Here is an 18,774-nt window from a genome sequence, read left to right as displayed (position 1 = left end):
GTGCTCCGGGCGGGGCCGCTCGTCATGCTCAGATGACCGTCAGCGGGTGGGGGAGCAGTACTGCTGCTCCTTGCCGATGGAGCGGTACATGCAGTCGGCGTTCTCGACCAGTTGCAGGACGGCGTCGCGGTTGCGGGAGGTCTCGCGCTCGATGACCTCGTCGGGCGGGTAGAAGCCGCCGCCGGAGGCGGAGCGGGGGTACATCTCGAAGGTGTAGGCGAAGATCTTCTGGGCCCCCCAGAGGTAGTCGTCGATCGACCCGTCGGTGACATAGAGGTCGCTGGACTGCTGGGGGGTGTAGCCGTTGCTGGCGGCCATCTTGCGGCCGACGGTGGCGAAGGCGTCGCGGTCGTCCTGGGTCAGGCCCGGGGCGGTGTCGTTGTAGGTGTAGCCGTAGGGCCAGAGCACCAGTTCGCTGTAGGTGTGGAAGTCGATGGCGGCCTTGATCTGCTGCTTGCCGCCCACGGTGCGGGAGCGGACGAAGTCGGCGACGACCTTCACCTCGGGGGCCGACTCGGCGGCGCGGCCGCGGTAGGTCTCGGAGGAGGTGGAGCCGGAGGAGCCGTTGCAGCAGCCCCACTTGAAGTTCCAGTTGCGGTTCATGTCGGTGCCGACGTACGAGGAACCGGAGTTGGGCTGCCGGTTCTTGCGCCAGCTGCGGTAGGAGCCGGTGGCGATGTCGTACTCGCCGCCGTCCGGGTTGAGGTCGGGGACGATCCAGATCTCGCGGTTGTTGACGGCGTTGGTGATCCGGGAGTCGCTGCCGTAGCCCGCGCCGAACTCGCGGAGCAGATAGAGGGCCATCTCCACGGTCAGGTGCTCGCGGGCGTGCTGGTGGTGGGTGAAGAGGATCTCCGGCTCGTTCTCGTCGGTGGCCACGTTGTCGCTGATCTTGATGGCGACGATGTCCCGGCCCTCGTAGGACTTGCCGATCACCCGGCGGCTCATGATGTTCGGGTACTGCTGGAGCCGCTGGTTGATCTCGGCGTTCATCTCCGCGTAGTTGTGGTAGCGGGAGTCGGCCGAGGGGAAGTCGAAGGGCTGGGCGGCGGCGGTGGCGTCCCGGCGGGCGGGCGGCGCGGGCAGTGCCTCCAGCCGGTGGCCACGGGCGCGTAGCCGGGCGGCCTGCTCGGCGTTGGCGCTGACCACGACGGCATGGCCGCTCGCCTCGTCGATCGAGACGCCGGTGGCGGCGATGGCGGTGCGCTCGGCGGGGGTGGAGGGGCCGTGGATCTCGTACTGCCGGATCACCTCCTCGCCGGCGGAGGCGGGGGCCACCGGTATCGAGGACGATCCGGTGTCGCCGGTGGTGGCGGTCGCGGTGAGGGGGGCGGCGAGGGCGAGGGTGAGCAGCGCGGTGAGGGCGAGGGGTCGTCTGCCGCGCCGGCCGCCCGGGAGGGCCGAGGTGCCGGCCGCGCGCCTGCCGCGGATGCGAAGTCGCATGGATGTCTCCTGCGGTGGGGGGTACGGGGCGGGTGACCCCGTGGCAGGCATGGTCCGCGCATGGCATGGACCCGTCAAGATGGCATCTCGGCCGGGATGGCCCGGGAGCGTCCGTGCGAGAGGGCCGGTCGCTGGGTACGGACCGGGTACCTGGCAGAGCGATCACCCGGGTCATCGGTCCGGTGGGAAGGCGGCGCGAGATGGACGGCGGCAGCGGCAGCGGCGGCGGGGGTGCGGTGGGGCGGGCGGACGCGGAGGCTTCCAGCGCGCGGGACCCGCGGATGCGCAAGGCGAGTTGGCGGTCGATCGGGCCCGGCATCGTGGTCGCGGCGACCGGGGTCGGCGCCGGGGACCTGGTCGCCACCCTGATCGCGGGCAGCAAGTTCGGCTACACCCTGCTGTGGGCCGCCGTGATCGGCTGCCTGGTGAAGATCTCGCTCGCCGAGGCGGCCGGCCGCTGGCATCTGGCCACCGGGCGCACCCTGTTCGACGGCTGGCGCAGCCTCGGCGCCTGGACCACCGGCTATTTTGCGGTCTACGTGGCGGTGTGGGGCTTCGTCTACGGGGCGGCCGCGATGTCCTCCAGCGCACTGCCGCTCCAGGCGCTGTTCCCGGAGGTGATGGACCTGAAGTGGTGGGCCGTGCTCTGCGGGGTCGGCGGACTGGTCTTCGTCTGGTTCAACCGGTACGCGGTCTTCGAGAAGGTCATGACGGTGCTGGTGGGCGTGATGTTCGTGGTCACCGTCTATCTGGCCATCCGGGTGACCCCGCACCTCGGGGAGGCCTTCGCCGGGCTGGCCCCGGTCCTCCCGGACGGCTCGCTGATCTACACCCTGGGCCTGATCGGCGGCGTCGGCGGCACCATCACGCTCGCCGCCTACGGCTACTGGGTCAACGCCAAGGGCTGGACCGACACCTCCTGGATGAGGGTGATGCGGCTGGACAACCGGGTCGCCTATGTCACCACCGGTATTTTCGTGATCGCCATGCTGTTCGTGGGCGCGGAGCTGCTGCACTCCTCCGGGGTCGCGCTGGCCACCGGCGACAAGGGGCTGCTGGACCTGGGGGACGTGCTCGCCGACCGGTACGGCACCGCCACCGCCAAGCTGTTCCTGATCGGCTTCTTCGCCACCTCCATCACCTCGCTGATCGGGGTGTGGCACGGCGTCTCGCTGATGTTCGCGGACTTCACCGCGCAGCTGAAGGCCCGGAAGGCGGCGGCCGGGCCGGACGGCGCCACCAAGGAGGTGGCGAGCGGGGCGCGGGAGAAGTCGGTGGCCTTCCGCGGGTACCTGCTCTGGCTGACCTTCCCGCCGATGGCGCTGCTCTTCCTGGACCAGCCGTTCGGGCTGGTGATCGTCTACGGGGTGATCGGCGCCTTCTTCATGCCGTTCCTGGCGCTCACCCTGGTCTGGCTGCTCAACTCCTCCCGCACGCCCGCCGAGTGGCGCAACGGCTGGCTGAGCAACGGGATGCTGACGGCCGCGGGCCTGCTGTTCGTGGTGCTCTGCGTCCAGCAGGTCCGCGACCTTCCCTGGTGACTCCCCAGGGATCGTTACGGCAGGTTGTGCACGTGCGGGCCCACCGCGTTCGACCAGGCGTTGCCCGCGGTGGCGTCCCAGTTGGTGGACCAGGTCATCGCGCCGCGCAGACCCGGGTAGGTCTTCGACGGCTTGAACTGGCCGCAGCCCGTGCCCCGGGTCAGGCAGTCCAGGGCGTTGTTGACGACGGCGGGGGAGACATAGCCGCTGCCCGCGCCGCGGGTGGAGGCGGGCACGCCGAGGCCCACCTGCGAGGGGGCGAGGCCGCCCTCCAGCTGGATGCAGGCCAGCGCGGTGAGGAAGTCCACCGAGCCCTGCGAGTACACCTTGCCGTCGCAGCCCAGCATGGAACCGCTGTTGTAGTACTGCATGTTGACCACGGTCAGGATGTCCTTCACGGCCAGGGCGGTCTTGAAGTACTCGGTGCCGGTGCTCTGCATGTCGATGGTCTGCGGGGCCATCGTCAGCACCATCCCCGGGCCCGCCTTCGCCGAGAGCTGGCGCAGCGCCTTGGTGAGGTAGGTGGAGTTGATGCCGTGCTCCAGGTCGATGTCCACCCCGCTGAAGCCGTACTCCTGCATGAGGGCATAGGCACTGTTGGCGAACGCCGTCGCGGAGGCGTCGCTGTTGATGGTGACGTTGCCCTTCTCGCCGCCCACCGAGATGATCACCGACTTGCCGGCCTGCTTCTTGGCGGCGATGTCGGCCTTGAACTCGGCGACGGAGGAGTAGCGCAGCGCCGGGTCCAGGTTGAAGACGATCTGCCCGGGCGTGGTGGTGGAGTCGGCGAAGGAGACCGCGATGATGTCGTACTGCGCCTGCACGTCCCGCAGCTTCTGCACGGTGGCGCCGTTGTCGAAGTTCTGCCAGTAGCCGGTCAGCGCGTGCTTGGGCACCGAGGGGTTGGGGTCCGGGTCCTGGCCGCCCGGCTTGGCGGTACGCGCGGTCACGGTGGCCGAACGCGCCGACTCGCCGGCCGTGTTGGCGGCGGTCACCTGGAAGCCGTACGAGGTGTCGGCGGCCAGCCCGGTCACGGTGGCCGAGGTCCCGCTCACCGACTGGACCGTCGTACCGTCCCGGTAGACGTGGTAACCGGTGGCGCCGGAGACGGCGTTCCAGCTCAGGGCGACGGAGCTGGTGGTGGTGGCCCCGGCGGTCAGTCCGGCGGGGGTGGCCGGGACGCCGGGCTCCGGGTCGGTGCCCCCGCCGCCGTCTGGGCCGAACACGGAGACGTCGTCCACCAGATAGGCGGACTGGCCGTACCAGCCGTGGGTGTAGACGGTCACCGTGGTCGTGTTGGCGCCGGTGGTGAAGCGGGTGGACAGCTGTTTCCAGCCGGTGGAGTCGGGCGTCCAGGTGGAGACGTCGGTCGTGCCGGTGCCACTCGCGCCCAGATACGCGTACCCGCCCTGGACCCAGGCGCTCAGGGTGTAGGTGGAGCCCGGCTTGACCTTCACCTGCTGGGCGCAGCGGGCGTTGTCCTGCCCGCCGGGGGCCGCGCGCAGGGCGGAGGTGCCGGAGCGCACCGGTGAGGAGACGGCGGACCCGCTCCCGGCCGAGCAGCTCCAGTCGGCGAGACCGGACTCGAAGCCGGGGTTCTTGGCGACGTTGATGTCGGCGGCCTGGGCGGTGCCGGCGATCGGGCCGACCAGGGCGAACCCGGCGCCGACGGCGAGGGCCAGCCCGCTGCCGAGCAGCCGTCGGCGGCGTGGGGGGATGGGAGTGTGATCGGTGCGGTCGTCCACGGGGGAGCCTTTCGTGGGGGAGGGGCCCCTGGGTGCGGGAAGGAGCCCGTCGGGACCTACGGCGAAGGGTGGGGATGGCGGAGAGGGAGAAGGTGGGGATGGCGTTAAGTTGGTCCAGACCAATGTGATTGTCAAGACCTCCGGCAGGGACGGAAGTTGGTACAGGAGTGAACTCCTGACGGCTTCGTCCGCATTGGTCACCGACCGGATCGCCCGCTCCTCCTCAGCCGGCGATCGAAAGCTGTTCTCCGGCCACGGAGACGTGGTTAGAGTGCATGACGTGTATGACCCGCAGTGAGCAGGAAGAAGCAGGGAGAGACAGGCCGCCATGGCCCGCCACGGGCCGCAACAGGCCCAGAGCTCGGGTGCAGTTGTCTGCGGGGCCGCCGGCATGCCGGTGGACCGGAGCTGAACGGGGAACCACCGTGCCGACCGCCATCGCCGTCACCAGCGCCGATCTGGTGCTGCCGCCGACCGACCACCAGACGCCGACCGCCGCCCTGCTCCCGCCGCCGGACGCCCAGCCGCTGGACGCCGCCGTGGCCGACGCGCAGGTGCTGGTCGAGCAGCACGGCCATCTCCTGGTGCTCTACCCGTCCTCCCTGCCGGCCGCCCACGAACGCCGGCTGCACACCGTCCGCTCCCTGATGGAGAGCGACCGCATCGCCCTGCTGAAGAGCGACCTGCCACCGCTCGGCCTGGCCGTACTGGTGCGCCAGCTGCGGCAGTTGTCGGTCTGCGATGTCAGCCCCGGGGTGCTGGCCTCCGCCGCCCGCTTACTCTCCCACTATGTGTACGCGGGTGCCCTGCTGCACTCGGTGGCCCGGCTGGACCGGCTGCCGGTGGACCTCGGCTCGCATGCCCGCTCCTGGATGCCCGGCGCCCAGTTCGCCGTGCTGGCCAACCCCACGCCCCGGCTGGTGCGCATCGGCGGCGCCGAGGCGGAGCTGCCGGGGCCGCAGTTCGCCACCTCGCTGCTGGTGGCCCGCGGGCAGTCCACCGCGACCTGGGTCACCGACGCCCTCGCCCCGGCCTGGCGGGTCGGCGAGCTGGCCGAGGCCGGGCCGCCGGAGAGCTCGCCCGGCTGGTGGGGGACGCCGAAGCTGGTCGAGTTCGCCGCGTATCTGCCCGATCTGTCGATGCTCTACCGGCTGGTCGCCTCGGTACGCCGGGAGGTCTGCTCCTGGTGCGGAGCGGACCTGATAGGGGACCGCTGCGGCTTCTGCGCGGCCCCGGTGCCGGGCGCCGCCGAGGAGGACCCCCGGCGCACCCCGGCCCCGGCCGCCGCCTCCGGGGCCCGGCTGGTGCCCGCGCCCGGGCGGCGGGCGCTCACCCGCGGCGTACGGCAGGGCCCCGGATGACCCCGACGAGCGCGCCCGCCCGCGGCGTTCCGGCTGCCCGCCCCCGTACCGGGCGTCGCCGGACGGCCCCGGCACACCCGGCCGCCGGGGACCGCGGACCCGCGGCCAGCCCCCGTACCGGATCACCGTCCGCCCTACCCGGTCACGGACCCGGTTCCGCCCGCGCCACCCGCCGTGCCGCCGACCCACTCCACCCGAGGTTGCCCCGCCCATGAACTCACGTCAGCGCCGTGGCGTCGTCCTGCTGGTCCTCTCGGTGGTGTGCGCGCTGGCCGCGTTCGCCGGGGTGGTCTGGGTCATCGGCGACGTCAACTCCAAGGTGGGGCCGGAGGTCCGCGCGTACCGGGTGAAGGCCGACATCCCGGCGTACACCCCGCTGACCGCCGACCGGTTCGAGCGGATCAGCATGCCCGAGCGGTGGCTCTCCGACAGCGCGGTGACCGATCTGCGCTCACTGAACGGCAAGATCGCCGTCTCGGACCTCAAGAAGGGCTCGCTGCTCCAGCGGGACATGGCCGCCGACCGCCCCGCGCTGGAGTCCGGCCAGCAGGAGATCGCCATCATGATCGACGCCGCCACCGGTGTCGCCGGGAAGATCACCGCCGGCGCCTCGGTGAACATCTTCGCCACCTTCGGCGACGAGGGGCGCGGCGACAAGGCGGTGGCCGAGTCCCGGCTGATCGTGGCCGGCGCCCGGGTCATCGACGTCGGCAAGCTCACCCCGATCGACGCCCGCCGGGACGGCAACCGCACCGTCGGGCAGGGCGAGGCCGTCCCCATCACCTTCGCCCTCAGCACCGCCGACGCCCAGCGCGTCGCCTACGCCGAGTCCTTCGCCGAACACGTCCGCCTCGCCCTGCTGCCCCAGGACGGCCCACCCGCCGTGGCCGCCGGGGAACGCACCTACACCCTCGACGAAGACAAGAACAAGTGAGGGCCGGATGACCACACGCATCCTCCCGGCCGTCGGGGACGCCGACGCCGCCCGCTCCGTCACCACCCTGCTCAGCCAGCTCCCGGACGCCGAACCCGTCGGCCCGGTCGGCGACTCCACCTCCCTCATCGACACCCTCGCCCGGCTCGCCGCCGAGTCCCTGGACGAACTGCCCGAGGTGGTGCTGGTCCATGAGCGGATCGGCCCCGTCCCCGCCCTGGAGCTGATCCGCGAGGTCGCCCTGCGCTTCCCGGCGGTCGGCGTCGTCCTGGTCACCGGCGACACCAGCCCCGGGCTCTACTCGGCCGCCATGGACTCCGGCGCCCGCGGCCTGGTCGGGCTCCCGCTGTCGTACGAGGAGCTGGCCCAGCGCGTCCAGTCGGCGGCCGGCTGGTCCAGCGGGGTACGCCGCCACCTCGGGCACGGCGGCGACTCGCCCACCGGGCCCGGCGGCACCGTCGTCGCCGTCACCGGCGCCAAGGGCGGCGTCGGCACCACCGTCACCGCGGTCCAACTCGCCCTGGCCGCATGCGCGTCCGGGCACAGCACCGCCCTGGCCGACCTGGACCTCCAGTCCGGTGACGTGGCCTCCTACCTGGACGTGCGGTTCCGCCGCTCGGTGGTGGACCTGGCCACCATCCAGGACATCTCGCCCCGGGTCCTCCAGGACGCCATGTTCGCCCACCCCTCCGGGCTCGCCCTGCTGCTCGCCCCCGCCGACGGCGAGCGCGGCGAGGAGGTCACCGACCGCTCCGTACGGCAGATACTCAGCGCCCTGCGCACCCGCTACGAGGTCGTGGTGGTGGACTGCGGCACCCATATGGACACCGCCAACGCCGCCGCCGTCGAGATGGCCGACACCGCGCTGCTGGTCGTCACCCCCGACGTGGTCGCGGTCCGCGCCGCCAAGCGGATGGTCCGGCTCTGGGACCGGCTCCAGATCCGCAAGGCGGAGGAGACGCTCACCGTGGTCAACCGCCAGGTGCGCAGCACGGAGATCCAGCCGCCGCTGGTGCAGAAGGTCACCGGTACCCGGGTGGCCCGCACCACCGTCCCCGCCCACTTCAAGGAGCTCCAGTCGGTGGTGGACGCGGGCCGGATGCACGACCTGGAGGCCAAGTCCACGGTGAAGCAGGCGCTGTGGGCCCTCGCCGCCGAACTCGGCCTGGTCCGCGCCCCGGACGGCGAGCCCCGCGCCGGCACCCGCCTCCGCGGCGACCGCGGCTCGGTGGGGCTCCGACGGGGGCGGCACCGGTGAGGGCGCTACGAGGGGAGGGGCGCCGTTCTCGCGGGATACGGGCGCTCCGGGGCGACCGGGGCCAGGTCGCCGTGGAGTTCACCGGAATGGTGCCGATCGTCCTCGGCACCATCGCCCTGCTCTGGCAGACCGCCCTGGTCGGCTACACCTTCGCGCTGGCCGGCAACGCCGCCGACGAGGCCGCCCGGGCCGGGGCGGTGTCCGGCGCGGGCGCCTGCCAGGCGGCGGCCGCCCGTACCGTCAACGGCTCCTGGAGCGCCAGCGCCGCCTGCGGCGAGAGCGGCGACCTCTACACCGCCACCGTCACCATGAACATGCCCGTGCTGTTCCCCGGCTTCGACGTACCGGTGCCGGTCAACGGCACGGCGGCGGTGGCCTCCGAGGAGGTGGACCTCCCATGAGTCGCGCGACCGCGAAACAGCGACCGGGCCGGGACTCCGGGCAGGCCGCGCTGGAGTTCGCCGGCTGGATCGCCGTACTGCTGATCGCCGCGCTGGCCGCCGTACAGCTCGGCATCGCCGCGTACGCCATGCAGCAGGCCGGCACCGCGGCCCGGGCGGCGGCCAGGGTGGCCTCCCAGGGCGGCGACGGCCAGGCCGCCGGACAGGCCGCCGTCAGCGGCTGGCTGGACCCCCAGGTGAGCGCCCCCGGCGGCCCCGGCGCCGACCAGGTGACGGCCACCGCCACCGTACCCATCCCCGCGGTGCTGCCGCTGTTCACCCTGCCCAGCGCCGTACGCACCACCACCATGCCCGTCACCGCCCCCGACCCGGACGAGTGACGATGCCACCCACCGTCCACCGAGCCGCACCGCCGACCACCCACAGGGAGCGGACATGAGCCTGCGCGCACGTCTCGCCGCGCCGCCCGAGCCCGCCGGCGGGAGCCGGGGCGAGGAGAACCACCTGGTCGGCGTCTACCGGGTCAAGCTCCTGGAGGAGATCGACCTCGCCGAGATGTCCGCGCTCGCCGCGGCCGAACGGCGGGCCCGCCTCGAACGGGTCCTCGGGCACATCATCAGCCGCGAGGGCCCCGTCCTCTCCTCCACCGAGCGGTCCCAGCTGATCCGCCGGGTGGTGGACGAGGCCCTGGGCCTCGGCATCCTGGAACCGCTCCTCGAAGACGCCTCCATCAGCGAGATCATGGTCAACGGGCCCGAGCAGGTGTACGTGGAGCGGCGCGGGCGGCTGGAGCAGCTGCCGATGCGGTTCTCCTCCACCGAGCAGCTGATGCAGACCATCGAGCGGATCGTCTCCACCGTCAACCGCCGGGTGGACGAGTCCAACCCGATGGTGGACGCCCGGCTGCCGTCGGGGGAGCGGGTCAACGTCATCATCCCGCCGCTCTCCCTCAGCGGGCCGATCCTCACCATCCGCCGTTTCCCGCGCGCCTTCTCGCTCCAGGAGCTGGTCCGACTCGGCACCCTGGACGAGCACATGGTGATGCTGCTCGCCGGGCTGGTCCGCGCCAAGTTCAACGTGATCGTCTCCGGGGCCACCGGCACCGGCAAGACCACCCTGCTCAACTCGCTCTCCGGGCTGATCCCCGAGGGCGAGCGGATCGTCACCATCGAGGACTCCGCCGAACTCCAGCTCCAGCAGTCCCATGTGATCACCCTGGAGGCCCGCCCGCCCAACGTGGAGGGCAAGGGCCGGGTCACCATCCGCGACCTGGTCCGCAACTCGCTGCGGATGCGGCCCGACCGGATCATCGTCGGTGAGGTCCGCGGCGGGGAGACCCTGGACATGCTCCAGGCCATGTCCACCGGCCATGACGGCTCCCTCGCCACCGTGCACGCCAACAGCGCCGAGGACGCGCTGATGCGGTTGCAGACCCTCGGCTCGATGTCGGAGGTGGAGGTGCCGTTCGCCGCGATCAAGGACCAGATCAACAGCGCGGTGGACGTCATCGTCCAGCTCACCCGGCACGCCGACGGCGCCCGCAAGATCACCGAGGTGGCGATCGTGGACTCGCACGGTCGCGAGGAGTACCGCATCGCCACCGTCTGCCACTTCGCGGCCGAGCCGATGACCGCCGACGGCCGGGTGCACGGCCGGTTCACCTACCACCCGCTGCCCCGCCGGATCGCCGAACGCCTCCACCTCAAGGGCGAGGCCATCCCCGCGGCCTTCGGCGTCGCCCACACCGACGCCCAACTCGCCCTGCGCCGCCCCCCGCCCCCGTCCCTCCTCTGAGCCCGCCGTCCCGGGAATCTCCGCCTCTGACCCCACCGCTTCGGGAACCCTCCGCCATGAACCTTCCGCTGCTGACCCTCGGCGTCACCGTCCTCGCCTGCCTGCTGGGCGTGGTCGGCGTGCACGTCTACGCCTCCGGCGCCGCCCAGCGCCAGGCCCTGGTCGACCGGATGTCCCAGACCGCCCTGCCCGGTCCGCCGGGCCGCCGCCGGCGCTTCACCCGGCTGGACCGCCGGCTGCGCACCACCCGCTACGGGCGCCGCCTGGAACGGCGGATCGCCGCCACCGGACTCGACCTCACCCCCGGCGAGTACACCGCCTACGCGCTCATCGCGCTGCTCGGCGTCTACCTCGCGATGAGCGCCGTGTTCGCCCCGTTCTTCGGTGTGCTGGCCGCCCTCGCGGGCATTTGGGGCGCCACCGCCTTCCTCGCCTGGCAGCGCCGCAAGCGCACCGAGGCGTTCATCAACCAGCTGCCCGAGCTGACCCGCGTCCTGGCCAACGCCACCCAGGCCGGACTGGCGTTGCGCACCGCCATCGCCATGGCCGCCGACGAGCTGGACGACCCGGCCGGCGAGGAGCTGCGCAAGGTCGCCGACCAACTGGCCCTCGGCCACAGCCTGGACGACGCCCTCGGCGACCTCGCCGACCGGCTGCCCTCCCGTGAGCTCATGGTCCTGGTCTCCACCCTGGTGCTCTCCAACCGGGCCGGCGGCCAGGTCGTCTCCTCGCTGCGCAACCTCACCACCACCCTGGAGGAACGCAAGGAGACCCGGCGCGAGGTCACCACCCTGCTCTCCCAGGTCCGGGTCTCCGCCGTCGCGCTGCCGCTGCTGGGCCTGGGCTTCCTGCTGCTGATCAACCGGATGCAGCCCGGCGCCCTGGAGAAGATGACCGGCTCGGCCGCCGGGCAGATCGGCTGCGTCCTCGCCTTCGGCCTCTACGCGCTCGGCTACGCCGTCATCGCCCGCCTCTCCCGCGTCCGCGTCTGACCCGCCCCCCGCCTGGAAAGGAGTCCGTCGTGGGACTGCTGCTCGCCGCCGTCGCCGCCCTGTCCGTGTACGGGGCGTTCGCGGGCGTCCGGATGTACCGGGCCGAGGCCAAGCTCCCCGGAGACCTGGTCCTCGCCCTGGAGGTCGGCGCCACCCGCACCACCGCCGTCGGCTCCGGCGTGGACCGGCTCGGTATGCGCGGGGCGCCGGCCGTGCTCGGGCTGATGGGGCCCAAGCGGGTCGACGCGCTGCGCCGCCGGATCGACATGGCGGGCAACCCCGGCGGGATGACCGTGGACCGCTACGCCGCCCGCCGCGCCGTCTACGGCACCCTCGGCGTGCTGGCCTGCCTGGCGCTCCTGCTGCGCGGCCAGTGGGCCACCGCCGTCCTCGTCCTCCTCTACGGCCTCACCTGGACCGACGTACTGCTCCGGATCGCCATCCGGCGCCGCCGGGACGACATCGAACGCACCCTGCCCGACTTCCTGGACGTCCTCGCCGTCGTGGTCTCCGCCGGACTCGGCTTCCGCCAGGCGCTGGACCGGGTCGCCGAGAAGTACGCCGGGCCGTGGGCCGACGAGATCCGCATCACCCTGCGCCAGATGGACATGGGCGTCAGCCGCCGGGAGGCCTTCGACCAGCTGCGCCGGCGCAACTCCTCCGACCAGGTCTCGATGTTCGTCACCGCGCTCCAGCAGGGGGAGGAGCTCGGCGCGCCGATCGTGGACACCCTCATCCAGATCGCCAACGACATGCGCCGCACCGACGCCCAGAACGCCCGCCGCACCGCGGCCAAGGCGGTACCGAAGACCACACTCGTGGTGACGCTGGTGATGCTGCCCGCCACAATGATCCTGATCGCGCTCAGCTTCTACTACGGCTCCGGTGTCGACTTCACCGAGCTGCTCGGCGGCTGAGCACCGTGCGGAGCAGCCCGCCGGCCGAGGACGGAGGTGACCCCCCGATGCTCCCCCTGGGCTCCGGGTCGCGCCCCGCCCCTCAGCCCTCCGTCGAACTCTCCCTCCAACTGAACGCCCTTCAGGCGCTCTGCCGCCAGGTGTTCGGCTTCCGGCTGGCGATGATCGTGCTGGCCGTCCCGTTCGCCCTGGACGGCGCCGCGCCCGGGCTGGGCCAGTGGCTGGTGGGCGCCGCGGTGCTGGTCACCTTCATGGTGTCCTATGTGGTGCTGCGGGACTGGGAGCGGTTCGGCCGGATACTGCTGCGCCACCCGGCGGTGCTCGCCGCCGACGCCCTGTTCGGGGCGCTGCTGCTGGCCACCGCCTCCCCGGAGTCGGTGCTCGCCTATGTCACCCTCTGCACCCCGTTCCTGGCCGGACTGCTCTACGGCTGGCGGGGCGCCGCCTTCTTCGCCGTCCTCCAGTCGCTGCTGCTCCTGCTCGCCTACGGGGTGAGCCGCGAGGTCGCCCTCGAACCCTCCTCCCTCCTCTTCCCCGGGCTGTGCGTGATCGCGGGCGCGGGCGGCTCCACCCTGCGCGGCCTCATCCTGGACTTCGGCGCGGCGGGCCAGGCGCTCACCGAGGCCCGGGCCCGGCTGGCCGCCCATGGCGCGGTCGAGGCCGAACGGGCCCGGCTGGCACGGGAGATGCACGACTCGGTCGCCAAGACCCTGCACGGCCTGGCGCTGGCGGCGGACGGCCTCGCGGCCACCGCCGACCGGGGCGAGCCGCCGGCGCTGCGCCGGCAGGCCGAACTGGTCGCCCGCTCGGCCCGCCGCGCCGCCGCCGAGTCCCGGGAACTCCTGGACGACCTGCGGCGCGAAGCCGGACTGGACGGGCGGGTCGACCTGGCCGCCGAACTCTCCGCCCGGGCGGCCGACTTCGGCACCCGGCACACGGTCACCGCCGCCTACCGCCCACCCGCCCCACCGCTCACCGGCCCGCCCCGGGTGCCTCCGTCCGTCGCCCGCCATCTGGTGGCCGTCGCCGCCGAGGCCATGGAGAACGCCCACCGCCACGCCCGCCCCAGCTATATCGCCGTCACGGCCGGCGTCGACGGCGGCATCCTCCGGATGAGCGTCTACGACGACGGCACCGGGCTGCCCGCCGGCACCACCCTGGACGGCCTGCGCCGCTCGGGGCACTTCGGGGTGGTCGGCATGGTGGAACGCGCCGCGTCCATCGGCGCCCGTATCCGCATCGGCCGCGGCCAGGCGGCCAAGGGCACCGAGGTGCGCCTCGAACTCCCCGTCCACACCCTCACCGCCGCTTCTCCCCCCCAGGAGGCCGCACCATGTCTGACGACCCCCTGCGTGTGGTGATCGCCGACGACAACCCGGTCGTCCGGGCCGGGCTGACCGCGCTGCTCTCGGCCCACCCCGACTTCCTGGTGGCCGGGCAGGCGGCCGACGGCCGCGAGGCCCACGAGGAGGCCCGGCGCCACCGCCCCGACGTCATCCTGCTGGACGTCCGGATGCCCCGCGTCGACGGCCTCACCGCGCTGCCCCACCTCGTCCCGCTGGCCCCGGTCCTGATGACCACCTACAGCGGGGAGACCGGCATCGTGCACGAGGCCCTGCGGCTCGGCGCGAGCGGCTACCTGGTGCACGGCGAGTTCACCGCGGAGCAACTCCTCGCCGCCGTACGGGACGCCACCGTCGGCCGCGCCCATCTCACCCCTACCGCCTCCACCGCCCTGCTGACCGCCGTCCGCGCCACCCCCGCCTGCACGTCCACCTGTGCTTCTGCAACGAATCCCACCCCAACTCCTGGCGAACTCCCCTCCTCCGCCCACCACTTCCCCCAAACCCCTTCGCAAGCGCAAGCAGTTGTGGCACATTCATTACTGAGCCAACGGGAGGTGGAGGTGATGGAGTTGATCGCGTCGGGCATGACCAACCAGCAGATCGCCACCACCTGCTTCATCAGCCAGAAGACGGTCAAGAACCACATCAACCGCATCTTCGCCAAGCTGAACGCCGACAACCGCGGCCAGGCCATCGCCCTCTGGCACGCCCTCGGGAAGGCCGCCGCCCATGGCTGACCTCCGCTCCTTCCCCGCTTGGGCCCACCCTTGGGCCCCCGGACCCATGCCCACCCCCCGCCCCCGGCCATACGGTGCTCCCGCCGCCGGCCCGCCCGGCGCCGACGACCGGCACCGACCCGGAGGCGACCACCATGCCGAACCCCGTCCTGAGGGCCACCACCCGCGCCCGGCTCCACCTGTCCACCTGGACCGACACCACGACCACCGCCCTGCGCCGCAGGGGGGACCGGGGGCAGGGGGCGGTGGAGTACGTGGGGATCATCATCCTGGTGGGGATCATCATCGCGGCGTTGGTGGGGTCGGGGGTGGGGCAGACCATCGCCACCGCACTGCTGACCAAGGTCGGTTCGATCCTCGCCTGAGGCGTGCGGCCGGACCCGCCCGATCCCGCGAGTCCGGACAGGCGTCGCCCCTCTACATCTTCGTCGTGGGGAGCCTGCTCTTCCTCGCGCTGGCCCTCTTCGCGGTCGGCCAGGCCGGGGCCACCCGCAACAACGCCCAGTCGGCGGCGGACGCCGCCGCGCTGGCAGCGGCCAGGGAATCCCGTGACTCCGTCGTCCTGACGGAGGACATGCTGGTCGACCTCCTCGACGGCGTCCTCGTCCCCCCTGGCACCGGCTGCGGCGAGGCCTCCGCCTTCGCCCAGCAGAACGGGGCCGGGGTGACCGGGTGCGGTGCCGCGACCGACGGGCGGTGGGGCAGCCAGGTCTCGGTGCGCTCTCTGGATCCGGTCGGGCAGACCATTCTTCCCGGCACCGAGACCCGACACGCCACGGCGACGGCGACCGCTGTCGTCGTACCCCGCTGCACAGCGGGCGACGCCTCGGAGGAGGACTCCGAGGTGCCCGACTCCCTCGACTGCGACGGCGAGACCGTAGAGGTCGTACCGCTGCCCTCGATGTCCGACCTCTTCGATATCCGGCTTGCCGAGAACTGACCGCACCGACCGCAACGACCCCGACCGCGATGCCACTCACCGCGACGGCACTGAAGGAACACTGACTGATGGAACTTTGGCAAGGCGTGAGACCGGGTCGAGCAGCGGTCGGCGTCGCGGCAGTCGCGCTCGGTCTGCTTCTCACCGGATGCGGTGGCGACGACGGAAAATCGGAGGCCGGGCCACGCCAGAACACCTCCCACGCGTCCACCCCCTCCGCCGGGCAGCCGGAGTCCACGACGTCCGGTAACGAGCCGGCGCAGCCGGACACCGGCAAGGTGCTGGCGACGGTGGACGGAGCCAATGGCTTCCAGTTCGTGATCCACTCCGCCCAGCGCGACGCCGGCGGGTTCCTCACGGTCACCGCGACGGTGCGGAACACCACGTCGAAGCCGCTGATCGGAGGCCCGGTGTGGAGCGGGCAGGAAGTCGGCGTGCAGAAGACGGGGCCCTCCTTCGCCGGAATCACCCTCGTCGACAAGACGGAGAAGAAGCGCTACTACGTCCTCCGGGACACCGAGGGCTACCCGTTGACGACGACCGGTGTCACCTCCGTACAGCCGGGGCAGAGCATCTCCGTCTTCGCGCAGTTCCCCGCGCCCCCGGCCTCGACCACCCAGGTCGACATCCAGATCCCGCAGATGCCCCCCGCCACCATCGAGCTCTCATGACCCCCAGACCCGCCGCCCCCCTCCTCGCGGCCCTCCTCCTCGTCGCCGCCGCCCAACTCGCCACCGCCCCCGCAGCCTCCGCCGACGACCCCGTCCCCCCGATCGGAGCCCAGGCCACCGGCACGCCACCACCGGGCGCGGACCCCATGGGGCCGCCGCCCGGGACGGAGTCCAGCGTGGCGCCGCCCGAGGTGGACGGCAACTCACCCGGGCTCAAGATGCGCGACGGCGCCACCCTCGCCACGGCCAAGGTGCTGCCGCTCATCTCCATCGTGGAGTCCGAGGGCGGCGAGGAGCGCCGCGAGGAGACCAGCACCAACCTCACGTTCGCCCTCCAGGCCGAGGTGCTCTTCGGCAAGAACAGCGCCAACCTGAACCGCGAGGCCAACGCCCGTATCTCCGCCATCGCTCAGGAGATCAGAAAGCAGGGCGCCACCAAGGTCCGCGTCTTCGGCTTCACCGACAACCTGGGCTCGTCCACCTCCGGCGACGTGCTCTCCAAGAAGCGGGCCGACGCCGTGCACGGGGTGCTCGCCCCGCAGCTCGCCTCCGAGCAGGTCTCCTACGAGATCCGGGGCTACGGCGAGCAGTACCCGATCGCCGACAACAGCACCGAGGAGGGCCGCAAGAAGAACCGCCGGGTCGAGGTCTCCTTCCCCCGCGACTGAGCCGCCCCGCCGCGACTGAGCCGCCCTCGCGACAGCCGCACCGCAGCGAAGGCACGAGCAGTGGCCGTGAGGGCGTGGGCGCGGGCCACGGCCCCGACCCCGGCGGCCCCACCCGCGCAATTTCGAACGCCCGCCCGCCGGTGCCCATAATCGACCGCATGCCCCCGCCCGCCGTCACCGACTCTCCCGCCCCCGTCACCACCACCGGGCCCTGTACCCCCGGCGCCCTCCGCGCCGCCGCCCCCGCGCTGCTCGGCTACGCCGCGGTCCGGGTGGTCGGGCTCGTGGTGCTGGCGGTGGCCGCGGCGGTGACCGGGAAGGACGGGCTGCACCGGCTCAGCGGCCGCTGGGACTCGATCTGGTACGCGAGGATCGCCGAGCACGGCTACGGCTACCAGGCGGTGCTGCCGGACGGCACCGTCCACCCCGACCTGGCCTTCTTCCCCCTGCTGCCGGCCCTGGAGCGCGCCCTCACCACCGTGCTGCCGATCGACGCCGGCACCGCCGGGCTCGCCGTCGCCTGGACGGCCTCACTCCTCGCTGCCTGGGGGATCTACATGGCCGGCGCCGAGGTGGCCGGGCGGCGGGCCGGGGTGCTGCTGGCCGTGCTGTGGGGGGTGTACCCCACCGCGTTCGTCCAGTCCATGGCGTACACCGAGACCCTGTTCACCGCGGCCGCCGCCTGGTCGCTGTACGCGGTGCTGCGCGGCCACTGGATTCGGGCGGGCCTGCTCTGCGCCCTGGCCGGGCTGACCCGCCCCTCCGCCGCCGCGCTCATCGCCGCCATCAGCATCACCGCCCTCGTCACCGTGGTCCGGGAACGCCGACTGCCGCCGCGTCTGGCCGTCGGCGTGGTCATCGCACCGCTGGGCTGGCTCGGCTACGTCCTCTATGTCGCCGTCCGCGAGGGCCGGCCGACCGCCTACTTCGACGTCCAGGCGGCCTGGGGCAACAGCATCGACGGGGGCAGGGCACTGGCCCGCTTCGTCTGGACCCACCTCACCGGCCCCACCCCCCTCGCCGGTGTCGGACTGCTCGCCGCGCTCGCCCTGCTGGGCTGGGTGGTCCGGCTCTGCCTGCAGGTGCGCCCACGGCTCCCGCTCCCGGTCCTGGCGTACACGCTCGGCATCGTCGCCGTCTCACTGGTCGGCGCCGCCTACTTCGGCTCCCGCCCCCGGCTGATCATGCCCGCCTTCCCGCTGCTCCTGCCCGCCGCCCTCGCGCTCGCCCGGCTCCGGGACCGCACCACCACCCTCGTGCTGACCGGGCTGGCGCTGGCCTCCGCGGCGTACGGGGCCTTCACCCTGCTCGGCCCGGGCCCTCCGTGACGGAGAGCCGCACCCCCGGACCGACCCCCCACCCCGCCAGCGCCCCCGCCTCCGCCTCCAGCACATGCCGGGCCCTCAGCCGGGGCCTGCCCAGCCGCCCGGGCGCCATGGTCACCACGTCCAGCACCCGCAGCCCGCGATCCAGATAGGCGACATCGATCGCGAACCGCATCCCGAAGGTGTGCACACTCCCGCACGGGGTGAGCAGCATCGCCGCACCCTCGATCCCGTCCCGGCCGAGCAGCCCGCGCCGCCGGCTCCGGTACGAGGCGGCGATCACCGTCCGCACCGGCTCCTCCCGCCCCGGGACCGCGAGCAGCCCGGTACCGTCCCGCCACTTCCGCCGCCCACCACCGGTGCCACCGCCGCCCGCCATGGGCGTGACCGTAGCGCGGGTCCGGGCGGCGGGGGAGTGGGCCCCCGGGCCCAAGACCGCCCGCCCGCATCGGAACTAGGGTCGGCCGGGTGTACGCCACGCTGATCGCCGCCGCCCTCCTCTGGGGCGCCGCCACCGGCCTGCTGGTCCCCCGCGCCGCGTACCGCCTCTCCGTACCGCCCGACGCACCCTGGCGCACCACCTGCCCCACCGGGCACCCCCTCACCGGCCCGGCCCGCGGCTGGCTCTCACCCACCGGCTGCCCGACCTGCCGAACCCCCAGCCCCCGCCGGCCCCACCGGACCCACAGCCCCCGCCGGAC

19 protein-coding genes and 1 pseudogene are annotated in these 18,774 nt (G+C 72.9%); 17 read left to right on the top strand and 3 right to left on the bottom strand.

The window, feature by feature from the left end; translation table 11 throughout:
* Nucleotides 1–39 precede the first annotated feature (39 nt).
* Nucleotides 40–1,443 carry a M14 family metallopeptidase gene (locus tag M1O15_RS21510; protein WP_248635743.1) on the bottom strand — a complete coding sequence of 468 codons (1,404 nt, stop codon included), beginning with the start codon at nt 1,441–1,443 and terminating at the stop codon, nt 40–42.
* Nucleotides 1,444–1,724: 281 nt separating this feature from the next.
* On the opposite strand from M1O15_RS21510, the gene M1O15_RS21505 reads away from it, so the two are divergent.
* On the top strand, nt 1,725–2,984 hold the full coding sequence (locus M1O15_RS21505; protein ID WP_248635809.1) for an Nramp family divalent metal transporter: 1,260 nt from the start codon (nt 1,725–1,727) through the stop codon (nt 2,982–2,984).
* 14 nt (nt 2,985–2,998) lie between these two features.
* On the opposite strand, the gene M1O15_RS21500 is transcribed toward M1O15_RS21505, so the two are convergent.
* Nucleotides 2,999–4,729, bottom strand: a complete 1,731-nt coding sequence (locus M1O15_RS21500) for a chitinase (protein WP_372499529.1) — start codon at nt 4,727–4,729, stop codon at nt 2,999–3,001.
* 425 nt (nt 4,730–5,154) lie between these two features.
* Between M1O15_RS21500 and M1O15_RS21495 the strand changes: the two genes are divergently transcribed.
* The 15 genes from M1O15_RS21495 to M1O15_RS21425 all read left to right on the top strand — a co-directional run bounded on the left by M1O15_RS21495 (nt 5,155) and on the right by M1O15_RS21425 (nt 18,076).
* The gene (locus tag M1O15_RS21495) at nt 5,155–6,090 is read left to right on the top strand and encodes a hypothetical protein (protein ID WP_248635742.1); all 936 of its coding nucleotides are present in this window, start codon (nt 5,155–5,157) and stop codon (nt 6,088–6,090) included.
* Between the two features lie 211 nt (nt 6,091–6,301).
* Nucleotides 6,302–7,024 (top strand): Flp pilus assembly protein CpaB, encoded by a 723-nt coding sequence (cpaB, locus tag M1O15_RS21490; RefSeq protein WP_248635741.1) that lies wholly within the window; start codon nt 6,302–6,304, stop codon nt 7,022–7,024.
* Between the two features lie 7 nt (nt 7,025–7,031).
* On the top strand, nt 7,032–8,282 hold the full coding sequence (locus M1O15_RS21485; RefSeq protein WP_248635740.1) for a CpaE/TadZ family protein: 1,251 nt from the start codon (nt 7,032–7,034) through the stop codon (nt 8,280–8,282).
* Nucleotides 8,283–8,353: 71 nt separating this feature from the next.
* Nucleotides 8,354–8,683, top strand: coding sequence for a pilus assembly protein (locus tag M1O15_RS21480; RefSeq protein ID WP_248635739.1), 330 nt, complete (start codon nt 8,354–8,356; stop codon nt 8,681–8,683).
* Nucleotides 8,680–9,063 carry a TadE/TadG family type IV pilus assembly protein gene (locus M1O15_RS21475; protein WP_248635738.1) on the top strand — a complete coding sequence of 128 codons (384 nt, stop codon included), beginning with the start codon at nt 8,680–8,682 and terminating at the stop codon, nt 9,061–9,063. The genes M1O15_RS21480 and M1O15_RS21475 overlap by 4 nt, the downstream gene beginning before the upstream one ends.
* A gap of 55 nt (nt 9,064–9,118) precedes the next feature.
* Entirely contained in the window at nt 9,119–10,477 is a 1,359-nt protein-coding gene (locus M1O15_RS21470; protein ID WP_248635737.1) for a TadA family conjugal transfer-associated ATPase, read from the top strand.
* A 56-nt stretch (nt 10,478–10,533) separates the two neighbouring features.
* Nucleotides 10,534–11,469 (top strand): type II secretion system F family protein, encoded by a 936-nt coding sequence (locus M1O15_RS21465; protein WP_248635736.1) that lies wholly within the window; start codon nt 10,534–10,536, stop codon nt 11,467–11,469.
* A 29-nt stretch (nt 11,470–11,498) separates the two neighbouring features.
* On the top strand, nt 11,499–12,386 hold the full coding sequence (locus M1O15_RS21460; RefSeq protein ID WP_248635735.1) for a DUF5936 domain-containing protein: 888 nt from the start codon (nt 11,499–11,501) through the stop codon (nt 12,384–12,386).
* A 47-nt stretch (nt 12,387–12,433) separates the two neighbouring features.
* Entirely contained in the window at nt 12,434–13,747 is a 1,314-nt protein-coding gene (locus M1O15_RS21455; RefSeq protein ID WP_248635734.1) for a sensor histidine kinase, read from the top strand.
* Nucleotides 13,720–14,469 carry a LuxR C-terminal-related transcriptional regulator gene (locus M1O15_RS21450; protein ID WP_248635733.1) on the top strand — a complete coding sequence of 250 codons (750 nt, stop codon included), beginning with the start codon at nt 13,720–13,722 and terminating at the stop codon, nt 14,467–14,469. The genes M1O15_RS21455 and M1O15_RS21450 overlap by 28 nt, the downstream gene beginning before the upstream one ends.
* 134 nt (nt 14,470–14,603) lie before the next feature.
* Entirely contained in the window at nt 14,604–14,834 is a 231-nt protein-coding gene (locus M1O15_RS21445) for a hypothetical protein (protein WP_248635732.1), read from the top strand.
* Nucleotides 14,831–15,409, top strand: a complete 579-nt coding sequence (locus tag M1O15_RS21440; protein ID WP_282577063.1) for a pilus assembly protein TadG-related protein — start codon at nt 14,831–14,833, stop codon at nt 15,407–15,409. The genes M1O15_RS21445 and M1O15_RS21440 overlap by 4 nt, the downstream gene beginning before the upstream one ends.
* A 290-nt stretch (nt 15,410–15,699) precedes the next feature.
* Nucleotides 15,700–16,080 (top strand): hypothetical protein, encoded by a 381-nt coding sequence (locus tag M1O15_RS21435; RefSeq protein ID WP_248635730.1) that lies wholly within the window; start codon nt 15,700–15,702, stop codon nt 16,078–16,080.
* A complete protein-coding gene (locus M1O15_RS21430) occupies nt 16,077–16,748 on the top strand; it encodes an OmpA family protein (protein ID WP_248635729.1) in 672 nt (223 codons plus the stop codon). The genes M1O15_RS21435 and M1O15_RS21430 overlap by 4 nt, the downstream gene beginning before the upstream one ends.
* A gap of 158 nt (nt 16,749–16,906) precedes the next feature.
* Complete coding sequence (locus M1O15_RS21425) at nt 16,907–18,076, top strand: putative hexosyltransferase (RefSeq protein WP_248635728.1); 1,170 nt, start codon at nt 16,907–16,909, stop codon at nt 18,074–18,076.
* Here the strand turns inward: M1O15_RS21425 and M1O15_RS21420 are convergent.
* Nucleotides 18,048–18,452 carry a DUF192 domain-containing protein gene (locus tag M1O15_RS21420; protein WP_248635727.1) on the bottom strand — a complete coding sequence of 135 codons (405 nt, stop codon included), beginning with the start codon at nt 18,450–18,452 and terminating at the stop codon, nt 18,048–18,050. The genes M1O15_RS21425 and M1O15_RS21420 overlap by 29 nt on opposite strands.
* A gap of 89 nt (nt 18,453–18,541) precedes the next feature.
* On the opposite strand from M1O15_RS21420, the pseudogene M1O15_RS21415 reads away from it, so the two are divergent.
* Nucleotides 18,542–18,774 (top strand): annotated as a pseudogene (locus M1O15_RS21415) (prepilin peptidase); the annotation flags it as partial.

The sequence above is a fragment of the Streptomyces lichenis genome, from assembly GCF_023218175.1.
Lineage (GTDB): Bacteria > Actinomycetota > Actinomycetes > Streptomycetales > Streptomycetaceae > Streptomyces > Streptomyces lichenis.
Note: the sequence above shows the minus strand (reverse complement) of the source record. Positions and strands in the feature narration are given on the sequence as shown.